Below are 17,456 nucleotides of genomic sequence, written 5' to 3'. Positions count from 1 at the left end.
CACCGCAATAGAAGCGTGTTATGACTAATCTAAGCAAAATCCTCTCGCTCGAGAACGTGCAACTCGACATCGAAGTGTCGAGCAAGAAGCGCGCATTCGAGCAGGCCGGCCTGATCTTCGAGAACAACTGCGGCATCGCCCGCTCCACCGTGTCGGACAATCTGTTCGCGCGCGAGCGCCTCGGGTCCACGGGGCTCGGCCACGGCGTCGCCGTGCCGCACGGGCGCATCAAGGGCAGCAAGAGCCTGAAAGCGCCGCTGGCCGCCTTCGTGCGCCTGGCCGAGCCGATTCCGTTCGAGTCGCCGGACGGACAGCCGGTCAAGCTGCTGTTCTTCCTCCTGATCCCGGACCACGTCACGCAACAGCACCTCGAGATCCTGTCGGAGATCGCGGAACTGTTCTCGGACGAAGCGATCCGCACGGCGCTGGCGACGGACACCGATCCGAAGTCGGTCTACGAACGCATCATCAACTGGCAGCCCAGCCTGCAAGCCCTCGGCTGACCTGCGAAAGCGAACATGCTGCAAACCCCGCTGACCATCCAACGGCTGTACGACGACAACCGCGACAGCCTGCAACTGGGCTGGTTTGCCGGATTCCCGGGCGGCGAACGCCAGATCTCGGGCGACGCCGTCTCCGCCGCGGACCAGGTCGGCCACCTGAACCTGATCCACCCGGGCCGCATGCAGGTGTTCGGCCACCAGGAACTGAATTACTACCAGCGTTTGAAATCCGGCTCGCGCAGCCACGTGATCAGCGAACTGATCGCGGGCGGCCCGCCGGCGCTGTTCATCGCGCAAGGCCTCGACACGCCGCCCGACATCCTCGCCATCTGCGACGAGCAGAACATCCCGCTGTTCTCGACGCCGCTGCCGGCCGCGCAGGTGATCGACTACCTGCGCGTGTACCTGTCGAAGAAGCTGGCGCAGCGCGTCATCATGCACGGCGTGTTCATGGACGTGCTAGGCGTGGGCGTGCTGATCACGGGCGACTCCGGCCTCGGCAAGAGCGAGCTGGGCCTGGAACTGATCTCGCGCTCGCACGGCCTCGTCGCCGACGACGCCGTGGAGTTTTCGCGCATCGCCCCGAACATGATCGAGGGCCGCTGCCCGCCCCTGCTGCAGAACCTCTTGGAAGTGCGCGGCCTTGGCCTGCTCGACATCAAGGCGATCTTCGGCGAGACGGCGGTGCGCCGCAAGATGCGGTTAAAACTGATCGTCCACCTCGTCAAGCGCGGCGCGCTGGACGAAGAAGTCGAACGCCTGCCGTTCCACTTCCCCACCGAGGACGTGCTGGGTCTGCCGATCCGCAAGGTCGTCATTCCCGTCGCGGCCGGCCGCAACATCGCCGTGCTGCTCGAAGCTGCAGTGCGCAATACGATCCTGCAGCTGCGCGGGATCGATACGCTGCAGGAGTTCATGGAACGTCAACGTCAGGCAATGTCCAGCGACTGACGCGCTGTTGCAAAGACCTCATCCATACGGCTTGTGCGATGCGGCAAATACGCGCCGGTGCTATCATCGGCGCATGCGCATCCTACTCATCACCGGTATCTCGGGCTCCGGTAAATCCGTCGCCCTGAACGTCCTCGAAGACGCAGGCTACTACTGCGTCGACAACCTGCCGCCCGCGCTGCTGCCGGCCCTCGTCGGCACGATGGACGGCGGCGAGACCAAGCGCATCGCCGTCGCCGTCGACGCGCGCAGCGCCGAATCGCTGGCCGAGTTGCCGACGACGGTGGCCACCTTGCGCGAGGATGGTCACCAGGTCAAGGTGATCTTCCTGACCGCCAGCACGCACTCGCTCGTCGCACGCTTTTCCGAGACGCGGCGCAGCCATCCGCTGTCGCACGAGCTGCGGCCGGGCGAGAATCCGGCGTCGCGCCGCACGCTGATCGAATGCATTTCGGAAGAACGCGACCGTCTCGGCCAGATCGAAAAGATGGGCCATGTGATCGACACGTCCGAACTGTCGGCCAACAAGCTGCGCGCGTGGGTCAAGGAATTGGCCGAGGTCACGTACGCGCCGCTGACGCTGTACTTCGAATCGTTCGCGTTCAAGCGCGGCGTGCCGCTCGACGCCGACTTCGTGTTCGACGTGCGCGCCGTGCCGAACCCCTATTACGACCAGACGCTGCGCCCGCTGAACGGCAAGGACGCCCCCGTGATCGCCTTCCTCGACGCGCAGCCGCAGGCAGCCGAGCTGCTGTCCGACATCCGCGCGTTCATCGCCAAGTGGCTGCCGTCGTTCAAGAAGGACAACCGCAGCTACCTCACGGTGGCCGTCGGCTGCACGGGCGGGCAGCACCGGTCCGTGTACATGGCGGAGCGCCTTGGCGCGTATTTCGGCGACACGGAACGGGTCGTCGTGCGGCATCGCGAGCAGCCGTGATGCCGCGGGCGTGATCACGCCCCGGCCGGATCGCGCAGGCCGTGCAGCGGATGCGCGTGCGCAGGCCACACGGGCGCGAAGAACCACGCGACCATTTCCGGTGTAACGTCGGCCAGCTGCGGCGGATTCCAGCGCGGCGCATTGTCCTTGTCGATCACGAGCGCGCGCACGCCCTCCAGCACTTCGCCATGCTCGAACGTGCGGCGCACGAGCGAGCGCTCCATGCGCAGGCAGTCCGCCACGCCGAGGCTTTCGCCGCGCACGAGCATCTCGCGCGTCACGGACATCATCAGCGGCGAGCGCTGGCGCAGCGTGGCCAGCGTCTTTTGCGCGAACGGGCTCGCATCCGCTTCCAGCGACGCCATCACGGCCGCGACGGAGTCCGCGCCGAAGTGGCGGTCGATCGTCTCGCGCTGCGCCGCGAGTTCGCCGGCGTCGGGCGCGAACGGCGCCGCGAACGTGCGGATCGCGGCAGGCAGCCCGGCGCCCGGCGTCGCATCGATCAGGGCGCGCAGCGCATCCAGGTGCGCGCTCGGCACGAACACGTCGGCGAGGCCCACGTAGATGGCATCGGCCGCGCCGATCGTCACGCCGGTCACGCCGAGATAGTGGCCGAGCCGGCCCGGCGCATGCGACAGGAAGTGGCTGCCGCCCACGTCCGGGAACAGGCCGATGTTCACCTCGGGCATGGCGATCTTCGAGCGCTCCGTCACGATGCGCAGGCCGCAGCCGGGGCCGCCCTGCGCGATGCCCATGCCGCCGCCCATCACGACGCCGTCCATCAGCGCGATGTACGGCTTCGGATAAAAATGAATCAGATGATTGAGCGCGTATTCTTCGGTGAAGAAATCTTCCAGCAGCGGGCTGCCCGTCTGCGGCGTGGCGCGGCCGGCTTCGTGGAAGAAGCGGATGTCGCCGCCGGCGCACAGCGCCTTCTCGCTCGTGCTCGTGATGACGACGGCATCGATGCCCGCGTCGTCGCGCCAGGCCAGCAGCGTGCCCGTCAGCGCGCGGACCATGTCCAGCGACAGCGAGTTCAAGGCCTTCGGACGGTCCAGGGCGATGATGCCGGTGCGGTTGGCAACCCGCGTGCGTACGTAGTCGGTCATGTCTCTTGTTGTTTGAATAATGAGAGCCGCATTGTATAACGCCCGTAGATAAGCCAGAAAAGGGCGGCCAGAAAAACGAAAAGGGCGCCGATGCGCCCTTCACTCCTTGGTGCTACTGCACGCGTGGCGTTACGCCGCGGCGGGCTCTTCCTCCCCACCTTCGGACATACGCTTGATACACGCGTTGTCATGATCCTTGAGCATTTGCTTGTATTTGACGACCTGGCGGTCCAGGCGGTCCATCAACATGTCGATCGCGGCGTATAAGTCGTGCGCGGCACTGGCGACATGGACGATCTTGCCCGCGAGACGCAGGTTGATCTCGGCTTTCTGGCGTTTTTCTTTCTCGGTGAGATTGTCGATGCAGAGGATGACGTGGGAATCGATCACTTGATCGAAATGGCGGGTGATGCGTTCAAGCTTGTTCTGTACGTACTCTCGAATTGCTGGGGTTACATCGAGATGATGTCCGCTGATAGTGAGATTCATACACACTCCTTTGAAGATGCATTGCCACCGTGCGCGCGCAGCGCACTGGGACAGTGTTGTTGCAAGAGCTTGCTACAGTGATTTGCGGAGACTGACGGGAGGGATCTTCAGCGCCTCACGGTACTTGGCGACCGTGCGCCGCGCGATAACCATTCCCTGTTCCCCTAGCATCTCCGCGATCTTGCTGTCGGATAAAGGGTTCTTGGGGTCTTCTGCTCCTGTGAGTTGTACGATGAGGGCCCGTATTGCCGTCGACGATGCTTCGCCTCCCGCTTCGGTGGCAACGTGACTCCCGAAGAAATACTTCAACTCGAACATGCCGTGCGGGGTCAGCATGTATTTCTGAGTTGTGACTCGAGAAATAGTGCTCTCGTGTAGACCTAGTGTATCAGCTATCTCACGTAAAACAAGGGGCCGCATCGCCACTGCGCCATGGGAAAAAAAGTTGCGCTGGCGATCGACAATTGCCTGGGCCACACGCAGGATCGTATCGAAGCGCTGGCGCATGTTCTTGATAAGCCACTTAGCTTCCTGCAACTGTGCACCCAGCTGGCTTTCCGATTTGCCCTGCTTCATCAGCGACGCATACAGGCTGTTCACGCGCAGGCGCGGCATCACTTCCGGATTCAGCTGCACGCTCCAGCCATCCTTGGCGCGCCGCACGATCACGTCGGGCACGACGAAATCGGAGACGTCCGACGCGAACTCCGCGCCCGGATGCGGGTTGCATTGGCGGATCACGGCCTGGGCTTCCCGCAGGTCTTCGTCGTCGCAGTCGAGCGCCTTTTTGAGCTTGTTGAACTCGCGCTGCGCGAACCACGTCAGGTATTTCTCGACGATGACGAGCGCCATGCGCCGCGTGACGAGCGGCACGCCGGGCATGCGGCGGATCTGCAGCGCCAGGCATTCGGCCGCGCTGCGCGCGCCGACGCCGGGCGGGTCCATGCTTTGCACGAGGGCCAGCGCCGTACGCAATTCCTCGAAGTCGATCTCCAGCTCGGCCGGCATGCGCGCGTGGATGTCTTCCAGCGGCTCTTCCAGGTAGCCGTTGTCGTCCAGCGCGTCGACGACCAGTTCCACGAGCGCGCAGTCGCGCGCGGCGCAGCACGTCATGCGCACTTGTTCCATCAAATGCTCGCGCAACGTGACGGGGCTCGCTTCCAGCTGCGGACGGCCATCCTCGTCGTCCCCGCCGCTGCCGCTGCTGCGGCTGCCTTCGCCCCAGTCGCCCGAGTCGCCCTCGCTGCCGCCCTCCGCGCCGCTGTCGCCGCCGGCATCGGCACCGGCCTCGCCATTGCCGCCCTCGGCGGGCGCCCCGCCCTCCTCGCCCGAACCCTGCGCGGCCGGCGCCTCGCCCGCCTGCGAAGACGGCGCGCTGTTGATGGCGCCGTCGGCCAGCAGACGCACGGAGCGGTCGAGCGGATCGTCGAGCCGTTCGAGCAGCGGGTTCTCGCTCAGCACCTGTTCGATTTCCTGGTGCAGCTCGAGCGTGGACAGCTGCAGCAGGCGGATCGACTGCTGCAGCTGCGGCGTCAGTGCGAGATGCTGTGAAGTCTTGAGTTGCAGCGTCTGTTTCATGTCTACATTCGGAAGTGTTCGCCCAGGTAGACGCGGCGGACCGATTCGTTGGCGATGATGTCGTCGGGCCGGCCCGACGCGAGCACCGCGCCCTGGTTGATGATGTAGGCGCGGTCGCAGATGCCCAGCGTCTCGCGCACGTTATGGTCCGTGATCAGCACGCCGATGCCGCGCTCCTTCAGGAAGCGCACGATGCGCTGGATCTCGATCACGGCGATCGGGTCGACGCCGGCGAACGGCTCGTCCAGCAGCACGAAGCGCGGGTTCGTCGCGAGCGCGCGCGCGATCTCCACGCGCCGGCGCTCGCCGCCCGACAGCGACAGCGCGGGGTTTTCGCGCAGCTTCTCGATCTGCAGCTCGGCCAGCAGCTCGTCGAGGCGCTCGGCGATGCGCGCCTTCGTCAGCGGCTTGCCGTTTTCGCGCTGCAGTTCCAGCACGGCGCGGATGTTTTCTTCGACCGTCAGCTTGCGGAACACGGACGCTTCCTGCGGCAGGTACGACAGCCCGAGCAGCGCGCGCCGGTGGATCGGCAGGCTCGTGACATCGGTGCCGTTGATGTCGATGTTGCCCGCGTCCGACGGCACGAGGCCGACGATCATGTAGAACGACGTCGTCTTGCCGGCGCCGTTCGGGCCCAGCAGGCCGACGACTTCGCCGCAGGCGACCTGCAGCGACACGTCGCGCACCACGAGGCGCTTGCCGTAGCTCTTCTGCAGTCCCTTGACGACCAGCGTGCTGCCGCCGCATTCGACGGGCGCGGTTTGCGTGCTCGTGTCCATCGTGCCGGCCTCCCTCATTGCTTGCCCGCCGGTGCGGCGGCGGCAGGGGCGGCCGCAGCAGGGGCGCCGGGTGCTGCCGGTGCCGTCGTGCGGCGCGGCGCGATGATCAAGGTGTTGCGGCCCTGGCCCGGCTTGGTCTGGCCGCTGGCGTCGTTGCGCACGTTCGCGACCTCGGTGCGGTTGTCGTAGGAGATGAAGGCGCCATCGACTTCGCTCGACAGGCGTCCGTTCTCGAGCTGCCTGACGATGGCGTTCGAGAACAGCTTCACGATTTCCGTGCGCTCGTCGTATTCGATGCGCTCGGCCTGGCCCTCGACCCACAGGTCCGGGCCGCCGTCGCGCTTCTGGCGGAAGCTCGCGGTCTTGCCCGCGTTCGCCGTCAGCACGACGCTCATATAGCCTTCCGGCGATTCCTTCAGCACGGCCTTGTCGGACTTCAGCGTCAGGGTGCCGCGCGTGAGCACGACGTTGCCGGTCAGGATGCGCGTCTGGTTGACCTCGTCCACGTCCAGCGTGTCGAACTTGATGATGGCCTGCTTCAGCGAATCCGCGCGCTCGGCCCACGCGGACAGCGAGGCAAGCGACAGGATGGCGACGGCAAGGTATTTTTTCATGGATCTCGTCCTTGTTATTGAGGGCGTCAGCGCGAGGCGCGCGGCGGATAGATGATCTGGCCGCGTCCGCCCAGGTGCACTTGCTGCGTGGCGTTATTGGCGAGCATGCCGACACCGTTGACGGACGACGCGCCCAGCTTCATGTCGATCGGCTGGTCGGTCTTGACGATGTCCTCGTCCGGCAGCACGGTCAGCGCCTGCGTGCGGATGCGCAGCGGCTGCGAATCGGTGCCGGCCGGGCGCTGGATGTCGACGTTGCCCGTCAGGTCGATCTGGTTCTGGTTCTGGCTGACGAGCGCGCGCTCGGCCGTCATCGTCATCGGCGGATGGTCGGTCGTCAGGTTCTGCACGACCGGCTTGTCGACGAGGGCCGTGTTGTCGGCCGGGCGATGCGTCAGGCGGTCGCCCGAGATCACGTAGCGCGGCTTGCCCGCTTCCGACATGCGCACCCAGCTGAAGTTGTCGATGATGTAGTCCGGCTCGTTGCCCGCGCCGGTGCCCGGCGTGTTGTCGTCGCCCTGCATCACCTGCACGAGCCAGAAGCTGCCGAACGCGCAGAACACGGCGAACAGCATCAGCAGGAGCAGGCGCCAGCGGTGCGCGGTACGCTTGTAGCTTGCGGCAGCCATATCTCTGTTATCCGAAGTAAGGCGCAAGCGCCTGTTCGTAGGTGCCACGGGCACGCATCACCATGTCGCAGACTTCGCGCACGGCGCCGCGGCCGCCCGGATTCTTCGTCACGTAATGGGCGCGGTGCTGCACTTCCGGATGCCCGCTCGGCACCGTGACCGCAAAGCCCACGCGGGTGAACAGCGGCAGGTCGATGACGTCGTCGCCGATGTAGCCGCACTCCTCCGCCGTCACGCCGGTCTTCGCCAGCAGGTCGGCGAACGCGAGGCGCTTGTCGTGCTGGCCCTGGAACACGTGCGTGATCCCGAGGTCGGCGGCGCGCTTGATGACGATCGGCGACGTGCGCGCGCTGATGATCGCGGTCTGCACGCCCGTTTTATTCAGCAGCTGGATGCCGAGGCCGTCCAGCACGTAGAACGTCTTCGTCACTTCGCCGTCCGGGCCATACGTCAGGCTGCCGTCCGTGAGGACGCCGTCGACGTCGAAGATCATGACCTTCACGCGCGCGGCGCGCTCCATGTGTGCGAGTGGCGTCACCATCAGATCACCTTGGCGCGCGTGAGGTCGTGGATGTGCAGCGCGCCCACCAGCACGTCGCTGGCGTCCACGACGAGCATCTGGTTGATGCGGAATTCTTCCATCACGGCGACGGCATCCACCGCCAGCTGTTCCGGATGGACGCGGCGCGGGTTCGCGTGCATCACGTCGCGGATCACGAGCTTGGAAAAATCCTGGACTTTCTCGATCAGGCGGCGCAGGTCGCCGTCCGTGAACACGCCGACGGGACGGCCGCCATCGTCGACGATGGCCGTCATGCCCATGCCCTTGTGCGAGATTTCCAGCAGCGCGTCGGTGAGGAGCGCGTCGGGTTTGACCTTCGGCACGGCGTCGCCGCTGCGCATCACGTCGCGCACGTGCGTGAGCAGGCGCCGCCCGAGCGCGCCGCCCGGGTGCGAGCGTGCGAAATCGTCCGACTTGAAGCCGCGCAGCTCGAGCAGCGCAACGGCCAGCGCATCGCCCAGCGCGAGCGTGGCCGTGGTGCTGGCGGTGGGCGCCAGGTTCAGCGGACAGGCTTCCTTCTCGACGGAGACGTCCAGGTGCACGTCGGCCGCCAGCGCGAGGCTCGATTCCGGCTTGCCCGTGATGGCGATGACGGGCACGCCCATCCGCTTGACGGCCGGGATCACGATGGCCAGTTCGCTGCTCTCGCCCGAATACGAGATGGCGATCAGGACGTCCTGCGAGGTCACCATGCCGAGGTCGCCGTGCGCGGCTTCGCCGGGGTGCAGGAACAGCGCGGGGGTGCCCGTCGATGCCAACGTCGCTGCAATCTTGCGGCCGATGTGGCCCGACTTGCCCATGCCCGACACGACGACGCGGCCCTTGCACGCCATCATCAGCGCGACGGCGCGCGGCACGCTGTCGTCGCGGTCGAGGCGCGCGGACAGCTTGCGGATCGCCTCGCCTTCCACGTCCAGCGCCTCGCGGGCCAGTTCCAGCGCCCGGCGCGCCTGGGCGTCGTTAAAACTTGTCAGCATTATTTTTTCATCGGTTACACTCATAACCAAAGTATATCCGAATTGAGAAAGCAAAAAACTTGCCAGACGTAACAAACAACATATTTCCGGGACCTCGCCGTCGCTCCGCATGACCTCAGGCCTCGAACTCACCCTCCTCCTGCTGGGCAGCGCCGTCCTCGGCGTCGTCGCGTTCCGGATGCTGCACTTGCCGCCCATGCTGGGCTACCTGGCGGTGGGTGTGCTGATCGGCCCGAACGCGCTGAACCTCGCCGACAACGGTACCACGACGCAGGGCCTGGCCGAATTCGGCGTCGTCTTCCTCATGTTCTCGATCGGGCTGGAATTCTCGCTGGCCCAGCTGCGCGCCATGCGCCGCATCGTGTTCGGCCTCGGGCTCGCGCAGGTCGTGCTCACGATCGCCATCACCGTGCTGGCGTCGCTGCTGACGCGCTACCTGCCGCCACCCCTGCACATCGGCTGGCAGGCGGCGCTGGGCCTGGGCGGGGCGCTCGCGATGTCGTCGACGGCCATCGTCTCGAAGCTGCTGACGGAGCGGCTGGAACTGGAAAGCGAGCATGGTCGCCGCATCATCGGCATCCTGCTGTTCCAGGACCTCGCCGTCGTTCCCCTGCTGATCCTGATCCCGTCGCTGGCCAAGCCGCCCGAGGAACTGGCGATGACCCTCGCGTGGGCGGGCGTCAAGGCGGCGGCCGTACTGGCGCTGCTGCTGTTCTTCGGCCAGATGGTGATGCGCAAGTGGTTCAACGTCGTCGTCAAGCGCCGCTCGCAGGAACTCTTCATGCTGAACCTGCTGCTCGTGACCCTGGGCGCCGCCTGGATCACGGAACACGCGGGCCTGTCGCTGGCGCTGGGCGCATTCGTGGCCGGCATGCTGATCTCCGAGACGCCGTACAAACACCAGGTGGAAGAGGACATCAAGCCGTTCCGCGACGTGCTGCTGGGCCTCTTCTTCATCACGATCGGCATGCTCCTGAACGTGAAGCTCGTGTTCGCGAACTGGGCGCTCGTGCTGATGCTGCTCCTTCTACCCGTCATCTTGAAATTCGTGCTGATCGCCCTGCTGGCGAAGGCATTCGGTTCGTCCGACGGCGTCGCCATGCGCACGGGCCTGTCGCTCGCGCAGGCCGGCGAATTCGGCTTCGTGCTGCTGAACCTCGCGGCGGGCTCGAAGCTGATCGACCCGTTCCTGATCCAGCTGGTACTCGCGTCGATGGTGCTGTCGATGCTGGCGGCGCCGTTCGTCATCGCCAACATGGACAAGTTCGTCATGAAGATCGCGGCGAACGAATGGATGCTGCAGTCGCTGCAGCTGACGCAGATCGCGAGCCGCACGATGGCCACGCAGAAGCACGTGATCATCGCCGGTTTCGGCCGCAGCGGCCAGTCGCTGGCCACGTTGCTGTCGGAAGAAAAGCTGCCGTGGTACGCGCTCGACCTCGACCCCGAGCGCGTGCAGGAAGCGCGCACCGCGGGCATCAACGTGTCATACGGCGACTGCACGCGGCGAGAAGCGCTGATCGCGGCCGGTATCAACCGCGCCAGCGCCCTCGTGATCACGTTCGCCGACACGCGCCTGGCCGTCAAGGTGCTGCACCTCGTGCACGAGCTGGCGCCGAAGCTGCCCGTGATCGTGCGCGCGCACGACGACCGCGAACTCGACGTGCTGAAGAAGGCCGGCGCCACCGAGGTCGTGCCGGAAGCGTTGGAATCGAGCCTGATGCTCGCGTCGCACGCGCTCGTCGTGATGGGCGTGCCGCTGCGCCGCGTCGTCCACCGCGTGCAGGCCGCGCGCGACGAGCGCTACGCGTCGCTGCGCGGCTTCTTCCACGGCGCCAGCGACGTCGCCGACGGCACGGAACACAGCTATGTGCGCCTGCACTCGGTGTCGCTGCGCGACGATGCGGGCGCCGTCGGGCGCAGCATCGCGGACCTGGAACTGGACGAAGTCGGCGCCGAAGTCACGGCCGTGCGGCGGGGTAACGACCGGATCGAGCCGACGGCGGAGACGGTGCTGCGGGCGGGGGATGTGGTGGTGTTGCGCGGGACCGGGAACGCCGTGACCCGCGCCGAAGGTAGATTATTGCGGTAGTTTCGTAGGGAGGGCTCCCCGAGCCCACGCGAAGGCCGGCATGACGCACGCGTCCGCGTGGGCACAGGGTGCCCACCCTACGTCGACGCCACGACTCTGTTCCGCCCACCTTCCTTGGCTTGGTATAACGCCTGGTCGGCCTGCGCGACCAGCTGCTGCGCCACACCCTCGATCGCATGGTCACGCTCGAAATCGTCGAGCGTCGCCACGCCGATCGACACCGACACGGCGAGGGTCTGCCCCTCCTGCAGCAGGAACGGCCGCTCGGCCACGCTGGCGCGGATGCGCTGCGCGACCATGCTGGCGTTCTCCAGGTCGGCGTCGATCAGCAGCACGACGAACTCCTCGCCGCCGAAGCGGCCCAGCGCGTCCGTCATGCGCAGCTCCGCCTTGATGCGCGCCGCGACCTCGCGCAGCACGTCGTCGCCGGCCAGGTGGCCGTACGTGTCGTTCACCTGCTTGAACCAGTCGATGTCGATGTACATGCACGACAGCCGGTACGACTGGCGCCGCGCCCGCGAGATTTCCTCGACGAGGCGGCGGTCCATGTAGCGGCGGTTGTAGACGCCCGTGAGCGCATCGGTCAGGCCGATGTACTTCAGCATCTCGTTGCTGATCACGTTTTCCAGGCAGATCGCGATGATCGATGCCATGTGCTCGACGAAGTCCGTGCCGAGCAGCGGCGTGAAACGGCCCGGATCGCGGCTGCCCAGGTTCAGGCTCCCGATCAGCCGTTTATTCCGCAGCAGCGGCACCATCGCCACGCTGGCGAGACCCCCGGGCGGATGGGGAAACGCATGGCGCTGCGTGGCTAGGTCGAACGGCACGAGACGCGGCTTGGGCGCGCGGGTGCCGGACACGTCGAACCCGAGCACTTCAAAGCTCTCGTGGAACAGCAGATTCGGGAACGCCTCGAAATCCACGCCCAGCTTGTGCATGACGGTGTAGATGTCGGCGCCCGTGTCGACGAGCGACAGCGTGACGGCGTCCAGGTCGGACACGACGGGCAGCAGCCGGAAGATCGTGCCGACCAGTTCCTGGAACGTGCTCGCGCCGACGATTTCCAGGTCGAACGCCTGGTGCCGCATCATGATGGCGTGGTTGCCCTCGGCCTGGTCCAGCAGGCTGGCCAGCTGGCGGCGCAAGGCCTCGTTCTCGGCGATGAGTTCGCGCACACTGGCGCCGCGCTCGTGCATGTGTGGTTCCCCTTCAGCAAGAACCCTAATTTACGCGAACTTGAGCAGCTTGGAAACGAAAATGATGAGTACAAGTCATTAACATTGCCAGAATGTCATGGTAGCGGCGCGCACACGGCGTCGCACGCACGTTCCAGCAGCGGCGGCGCCAGCAGGTGGACGGCGCGCGGCACGACGTCGAGCCGCACGTCGGCCCCCAGCGCGGCGAGGCGCTCGAACGCCCGTTCGCTGTGCTGCACGCGCACGGTCCAGTCCATGCGGCCGTGCACGAACGTGACGGACGTGGGGTGCGTCCAGGCCTGAGGCGGCGCGCAGCGGCCGGCGATGGCGACGACGTGGCGCGCGAGAAAGCACTCTTCGCATGCGGCCAGCGCCATCGCGGCGCCCTGCGAAAAGCCGGCCAGCACCGTCGATGCCGGCGCCGCGCCGTGCGCGCGCTGCAGCGCCTCGATCGCCGCGACGAACGCCGGCAGCGCCGCGTGCAGACGGTCCGCCCGGTTGTCGTCCGTGATGCCGTCCACGGAAAACCACTGGAAGCCGGCGCCGCCGCGGTCGCAACGGTCGGTCGCGGCGGGCACCGCCACGCGCGCACGCGGGTCGCGCGCGGCAACCATGTCGGCCAGCGGCGCCATGTCGGCCGGTACCTGGCCTACGCCGTGCAGCAGGACGATCAGCGGATCCATCGTGTGTAGGAGTCTCCGAAAACCGCACAGTCTAGCGCATCGCGCGCATATCGATATGCGCCCGCCGACTCAGGCGTTTTCCGCATGTGCAAGCACGAAACCATTCGTTCTCGCAGGCGGCACGCGTCGATACCATCGTCGCAATCATGACTTGTCATGACGGGAGAAACCAGACCATGACTCTATTGCGCGCCATCGAACCCTCCGCCGTCCCGCTGTATTCGCAAGTGCGCGAGCGCCTGCGCGAACGCATCGTCGACGGCACCTACGCCCCGCACGCGCGCCTGCCGTCGGAGCACGAGATCGGCGCGCTGCTGAAGGTCAGCCGCATCACCGTGCGCCAGGCGCTGGGCGACCTGCAGAAGGAAGGCGTGATCGTCAAGGTGCCCGGCAAGGGCACGTTCGTCGCGACGAACCGGCCCAGCCAGGAATTGGCGCGGCTGGAGGGCTTCGGCGAAGCGATGGCACGCAAAGGCCACCGGATCGTCAACCGCGTCGTGAAGCACGTGCAGGTGGACGCGCCGCCCGACGTGGCCGCGCGTCTGCGCCTGGCGCCGGGGACGCCCGTAACGGCAATCCACCGCGTGCGCCGGCTCGACCATGCGCCCGTGTCGTTCGAGATCACGTACGTGCCGACGACGATCGGCGAACGGCTGCGCGGCGAGAACCTGGCCGAGCGCGACATCTTCCTGATCCTGGAAGCCGACTACGGCATCGCACTGGGCCACGCCGACGTCCGGATCGACGCGATCAACGCCGATGCCACATTGGCCGACGCGCTGTGCGTCGAACGGGGCGCCGCCCTGCTGCGCATCGAGCGCCTGACGTGGACGGCCGACGGCGTGCCGCTCGACTTCGAATACCTGTACGTCCGCGGCGAAGCTTTTCAATATGCGCTGCGCCTGCCGCGCCACCCCTGAACATTTTTTGAACCAGGAACCGATATGGAAACGCATATTCAAACCGTCGACGTGCTCGTGATCGGGGGCGGCACGGCCGGCCCGATGGCGGCCGTCAAAGCCAAGGAAGCGAACCCGCAGCTGCGCGTGCTGCTGCTGGAGAAGGCCAACGTCAAGCGCAGCGGCGCCATCTCGATGGGCATGGATGGCCTCAACAATGCCATCGTGCCGGGCTTCGCGACGCCCGAGCAGTACGTCAAGGAGATCACCATCGCCAACGACGGCATCGTCAACCAGGCCACCGTGATGGCGTATGCGCAGAACAGCTACGCAATGATCGAGGAGCTGGACAGCTGGGGCGTGAAGTTCGAGAAGGACGAGACGGGCGACTACGCGATGCGCAAGGTCCACTACATGGGCACGTACGTGCTGCCGATGCCCGAGGGCCACGACATCAAGAAAGTGCTGTACCGCCGCCTGAAGCGCACCCGCGTCGAGATCACCAACCGTCTCGTCGCCACGCGTCTGCTGACCGCGGAAGACGGCTCCATCGCGGGCGCGATGGCGTTCGACTGCCGCACGGGCGACTTCCACGTGATCCGCGCGAAGGCCGTCGTGCTGGCGACGGGCGCCGCAGGCCGCCTCGGCCTGCCCGCCTCCGGTTACCTGTTCGGCACGTACGAAAACCCGACCAATGCGGGCGACGGCTACAGCATGGCCTATCACGCGGGCGCCGAGCTGTCCGGCATCGAATGCTTCCAGATCAACCCGCTGATCAAGGATTACAACGGCCCCGCCTGCGCCTACGTGACGGGCCCATTCGGCGGCCACACGACGAATGCGAAGGGCGAGCGCTTCATCGAATGCGATTACTGGAGCGGCCAGATGATGCAGGAGTTCCACGACGAACTCCAGGGCGGCAACGGCCCCGTCTTCCTCAAGATGAACCACCTGGCCGAGGAAACGATCCAGACCATCGAGACGATCCTGCACACGAACGAGCGTCCGAGCCGCGGCCGCTTCCACGAGGGCCGCGGCACGGATTACCGCGCGCAGATGGTCGAGATGCACATCTCGGAGATCGGCCTGTGCAGCGGCCACTCGGCGTCCGGCGTGTGGGTCGACGAGCATGCGCGCACGACGGTGCCGGGCCTGCACGCGGCCGGCGACCTCGCCTGCGTCCCGCACAACTACATGCTGGGCGCGTTCGTCTACGGCCGCCTGGCCGGCGAAAGCGCGGCCGCCTACTGCGCGGCGCACGAGCTACCTGCCGTCGACGAGGCCCAGGTCGAGCGCGAGCGCGCCCGCGTGTGGGCGCCCCTGTCGCGCGAGGACGGGCTGCCGCCGAACCAGGTCGAGTACAAGTTGCGCCGCATGGTCAACGACTACCTGCAGCCGCCGAAGGTCACGAACAAGATGGAGATCGGGCTGCAGCGCTTCGAGATGATCCGCGCCGACCTCGATCGCCTGCAGGCGCGCAATCCGCACGAGTTGATGCGCGCGATGGAAATCCACGCGATCCGCGACTGTGCCGAGATGGCCGCGCGCGCCTCGCTGTACCGGACAGAGAGCCGCTGGGGTCTGTACCACAACCGCGTCGACTACCCGCAGCGCAACGATGCCGACTGGTTCGTGCACGTGCAGCTTCAAAAGCAGGACGGCGAGATGACCTGTTTCACGCGCCCGATCGCGCCATACATCGTCCCGCTCGACGACAGCGAGAAGGATGCATACCGCCGCCTGCGCGTACACAAGACCGAGGCCCTCGCGGCCTGACCAGGAGAACCCATGCCGACCACCATCAACATCACCAGCGTTCCCGTCACCGTCGACGAGGACAAATGCATCGCGCACAAGGGCTGCACCGTGTGCGTGGACGTCTGCCCGCTGGACGTTCTGGCCATCGACATGGTCAAGGGCAAGGCCTACATGAAGTTCGACGAATGCTGGTACTGCATGCCGTGCGAGAAGGACTGCCCGACCGGTGCCGTCCACGTCGACATCCCGTATCTGCTGCGCTAACTCTGGAGAACAAAAGGAATGAAACTGCTGGAACTGCACCATCAACTCGTTACGTTGTCCCTGCTGCTCGCCTTCGGCAGCACGCACGCCGCGGAGACGATCCGCGTCGCCATCGGCACGCAGGACACGACCATCAATTGCGCCACCGGCGGCCTGCTGATCCGCGAGCTGCATCTGCTGGAAAAATACCTGCCGCACGACGGCAAGTACAAGGACGTCAAGTACGACATCGAGTGGAAGAACTTCACGTCGGGCGCGCCGCTGACGAACGAGATGGTGGCCGGTAAGCTGGACCTCGGTGCGATGGCCGACTTCCCCGGCTCCTTCAACGGCGCCGCGCACGCCAAGGCCGGCAAGAAGAGCCTCTTCATCAGCGTCCTGTCGGGCAGCGTGCTCGGTTCCGGCAACGGCATCGTCGTGCCGAAGAACTCGCCCGTGCAATCGCTGGCGGAATTGAAGGGCAAGACGATCTCCGTGCCGTTCGCGTCCACCGCTCACGGCATGCTGCTGCGCGCCGTGAAGGCGCAGGGCTGGGATCCCGAGAAGGACGTGAACATCACGACGCAGGCGCCGGAAGTCGCCGGCTCCGCCCTGCAGGGCAGCAAGGTCGACGCGCACGCCGACTTCGTCCCGTTCGCGGAGCTGTTCCCGCACCGCGGCTTCGCCCGCAAGATCTACGACGGTTCGCAAGCGCAGGCGCCCACGCTGCACGGCAGCCTCGTCGAAGCGGACTATGCGAAGAAGTATCCGGAGATCGTCGTCGCCTACCTGCGCGCGGCCATCGAGGCGGACCGCCTGATCGCGGCCGAGCCGGAAAAATACAGTGAGCTGATCGCGAAGGTCACCGGCATCGAGGCAGAAGTGAACTACCTGTTCCACGGCCCGCTCGGCCTGCAGACGCGCGACTTCACATGGAAGCCGGAATACCGCCAGGCGGTGAAGACGTCGATCGAGACCCTGCGCCTGCTGAAGCGGACGGAGTCCGACATCGACGTCGACAGCTTCATCGACGATACCTACATCCGCACGGCGTTCAAGCAGGCGGGCCTGGACTACGACCGGCAGTTGAAGAACTACGACAAGCTGCCGTTGAAAGCCAAAGACGCGGTCACCGGCAAACCGATCACCGACGTCCGCCACCTCACGCAGATCTGGGTGCAGGGCGAACCGCTCGTCCGTCACTATGCGACCGCGACGACCGCGATCGCCGAACTGCGCAAGCTGGAACAAGCGGGCAAGAAGGTGCGCACCGTGTACGCCCACGACCAAGGATCGGGCCTGAAGCTGCTGGCAGGCGATGCGTGGTTCGTCGTCGCGAGCAACGGCAAGGACGTCAGCGCCTACCTGCTGAAGGCGGATGCGCAGACGCAGGCGGCCAAGGTCAAAGGCAAGGTCGTCGATTTCGACACGCTCAAAAGCGGCAAGCCGATCTGACC

Annotated in this window: 18 protein-coding genes; 8 read left to right on the top strand and 10 right to left on the bottom strand. The window is 66.0% G+C overall.

The window, feature by feature from the left end; genetic code table 11:
- The first annotated feature begins 20 nt into the window (after nucleotides 1-20).
- The 3 genes from NX784_RS05570 to rapZ all read left to right on the top strand — a co-directional run bounded on the left by NX784_RS05570 (nucleotide 21) and on the right by rapZ (nucleotide 2,391).
- Nucleotides 21-503: a PTS sugar transporter subunit IIA gene (locus NX784_RS05570; RefSeq protein WP_258815672.1), complete on the top strand. Its 483-nt coding sequence runs from the start codon at nucleotides 21-23 to the stop codon at nucleotides 501-503.
- A 15-nt stretch (nucleotides 504-518) separates the two neighbouring features.
- Nucleotides 519-1,454, top strand: a complete 936-nt coding sequence (hprK, locus tag NX784_RS05565) for an HPr(Ser) kinase/phosphatase (RefSeq protein ID WP_166859448.1) — start codon at nucleotides 519-521, stop codon at nucleotides 1,452-1,454.
- A 73-nt stretch (nucleotides 1,455-1,527) separates the two neighbouring features.
- Nucleotides 1,528-2,391 carry an RNase adapter RapZ gene (rapZ, locus tag NX784_RS05560; RefSeq protein ID WP_258815671.1) on the top strand — a complete coding sequence of 288 codons (864 nt, stop codon included), beginning with the start codon at nucleotides 1,528-1,530 and terminating at the stop codon, nucleotides 2,389-2,391.
- Between the two features lie 14 nt (nucleotides 2,392-2,405).
- Here the strand turns inward: rapZ and NX784_RS05555 are convergent, their stop codons facing one another.
- The 8 genes from NX784_RS05555 to NX784_RS05520 form a co-directional block, all read right to left on the bottom strand.
- A complete protein-coding gene (locus tag NX784_RS05555; protein WP_258815670.1) occupies nucleotides 2,406-3,500 on the bottom strand; it encodes an enoyl-CoA hydratase/isomerase family protein in 1,095 nt (364 codons plus the stop codon).
- Between the two features lie 129 nt (nucleotides 3,501-3,629).
- Nucleotides 3,630-3,989 (bottom strand): ribosome hibernation-promoting factor, HPF/YfiA family, encoded by a 360-nt coding sequence (gene hpf / locus NX784_RS05550; RefSeq protein ID WP_036238902.1) that lies wholly within the window; start codon nucleotides 3,987-3,989, stop codon nucleotides 3,630-3,632.
- Nucleotides 3,990-4,061: 72 nt separating this feature from the next.
- Entirely contained in the window at nucleotides 4,062-5,567 is a 1,506-nt protein-coding gene (locus tag NX784_RS05545; protein ID WP_258815669.1) for an RNA polymerase factor sigma-54, read from the bottom strand.
- Nucleotides 5,568-5,569: 2 nt separating this feature from the next.
- Nucleotides 5,570-6,346, bottom strand: coding sequence for an LPS export ABC transporter ATP-binding protein (gene lptB, locus NX784_RS05540; protein ID WP_258815668.1), 777 nt, complete (start codon nucleotides 6,344-6,346; stop codon nucleotides 5,570-5,572).
- Nucleotides 6,347-6,360: 14 nt separating this feature from the next.
- Nucleotides 6,361-6,960, bottom strand: coding sequence for a lipopolysaccharide transport periplasmic protein LptA (gene lptA / locus NX784_RS05535; RefSeq protein WP_258815667.1), 600 nt, complete (start codon nucleotides 6,958-6,960; stop codon nucleotides 6,361-6,363).
- A gap of 26 nt (nucleotides 6,961-6,986) precedes the next feature.
- Nucleotides 6,987-7,589, bottom strand: coding sequence for an LPS export ABC transporter periplasmic protein LptC (lptC, locus tag NX784_RS05530; protein WP_258815666.1), 603 nt, complete (start codon nucleotides 7,587-7,589; stop codon nucleotides 6,987-6,989).
- A gap of 7 nt (nucleotides 7,590-7,596) precedes the next feature.
- The gene (locus NX784_RS05525) at nucleotides 7,597-8,130 is read right to left on the bottom strand and encodes a KdsC family phosphatase (protein WP_258815665.1); all 534 of its coding nucleotides are present in this window, start codon (nucleotides 8,128-8,130) and stop codon (nucleotides 7,597-7,599) included.
- Nucleotides 8,130-9,152, bottom strand: coding sequence for a KpsF/GutQ family sugar-phosphate isomerase (locus tag NX784_RS05520; protein WP_370662911.1), 1,023 nt, complete (start codon nucleotides 9,150-9,152; stop codon nucleotides 8,130-8,132). The genes NX784_RS05525 and NX784_RS05520 overlap by 1 nt, the downstream gene beginning before the upstream one ends.
- 85 nt (nucleotides 9,153-9,237) lie before the next feature.
- Here NX784_RS05520 and NX784_RS05515 point away from each other — a divergent pair, with 85 nt between their 5' ends.
- The gene (locus NX784_RS05515) at nucleotides 9,238-11,220 is read left to right on the top strand and encodes a monovalent cation:proton antiporter family protein (RefSeq protein WP_258815663.1); all 1,983 of its coding nucleotides are present in this window, start codon (nucleotides 9,238-9,240) and stop codon (nucleotides 11,218-11,220) included.
- A 77-nt stretch (nucleotides 11,221-11,297) separates the two neighbouring features.
- Here the strand turns inward: NX784_RS05515 and NX784_RS05510 are convergent, their stop codons facing one another.
- Together NX784_RS05510 and NX784_RS05505 are read right to left on the bottom strand one after the other, a co-directional pair.
- On the bottom strand, nucleotides 11,298-12,416 hold the full coding sequence (locus tag NX784_RS05510) for a GGDEF domain-containing protein (RefSeq protein WP_258815662.1): 1,119 nt from the start codon (nucleotides 12,414-12,416) through the stop codon (nucleotides 11,298-11,300).
- A gap of 95 nt (nucleotides 12,417-12,511) precedes the next feature.
- A complete protein-coding gene (locus tag NX784_RS05505) occupies nucleotides 12,512-13,099 on the bottom strand; it encodes an alpha/beta hydrolase family protein (RefSeq protein ID WP_258815661.1) in 588 nt (195 codons plus the stop codon).
- Between the two features lie 176 nt (nucleotides 13,100-13,275).
- Between NX784_RS05505 and NX784_RS05500 the strand changes: the two genes are divergently transcribed.
- Genes NX784_RS05500 through NX784_RS05485 form a run of 4 tightly spaced genes read left to right on the top strand, consistent with a single transcriptional unit; the run spans nucleotide 13,276 to nucleotide 17,454 of the window.
- A complete protein-coding gene (locus NX784_RS05500; RefSeq protein ID WP_258815660.1) occupies nucleotides 13,276-14,019 on the top strand; it encodes a GntR family transcriptional regulator in 744 nt (247 codons plus the stop codon).
- Nucleotides 14,020-14,043: 24 nt separating this feature from the next.
- A complete protein-coding gene (locus NX784_RS05495) occupies nucleotides 14,044-15,774 on the top strand; it encodes a fumarate reductase/succinate dehydrogenase flavoprotein subunit (RefSeq protein ID WP_258815659.1) in 1,731 nt (576 codons plus the stop codon).
- Between the two features lie 12 nt (nucleotides 15,775-15,786).
- Nucleotides 15,787-16,020 carry a 4Fe-4S dicluster domain-containing protein gene (locus NX784_RS05490; RefSeq protein WP_036238885.1) on the top strand — a complete coding sequence of 78 codons (234 nt, stop codon included), beginning with the start codon at nucleotides 15,787-15,789 and terminating at the stop codon, nucleotides 16,018-16,020.
- Between the two features lie 18 nt (nucleotides 16,021-16,038).
- The gene (locus NX784_RS05485) at nucleotides 16,039-17,454 is read left to right on the top strand and encodes an ABC transporter substrate-binding protein (protein WP_258815658.1); all 1,416 of its coding nucleotides are present in this window, start codon (nucleotides 16,039-16,041) and stop codon (nucleotides 17,452-17,454) included.
- Nucleotides 17,455-17,456 lie beyond the last annotated feature (2 nt).

It is taken from the genome of Massilia pinisoli, assembly GCF_024753285.1.
GTDB classification, from domain to species: domain Bacteria; phylum Pseudomonadota; class Gammaproteobacteria; order Burkholderiales; family Burkholderiaceae_D; genus Telluria; species Telluria pinisoli.
Note: the sequence above shows the minus strand (reverse complement) of the source record. Positions and strands in the feature narration are given on the sequence as shown.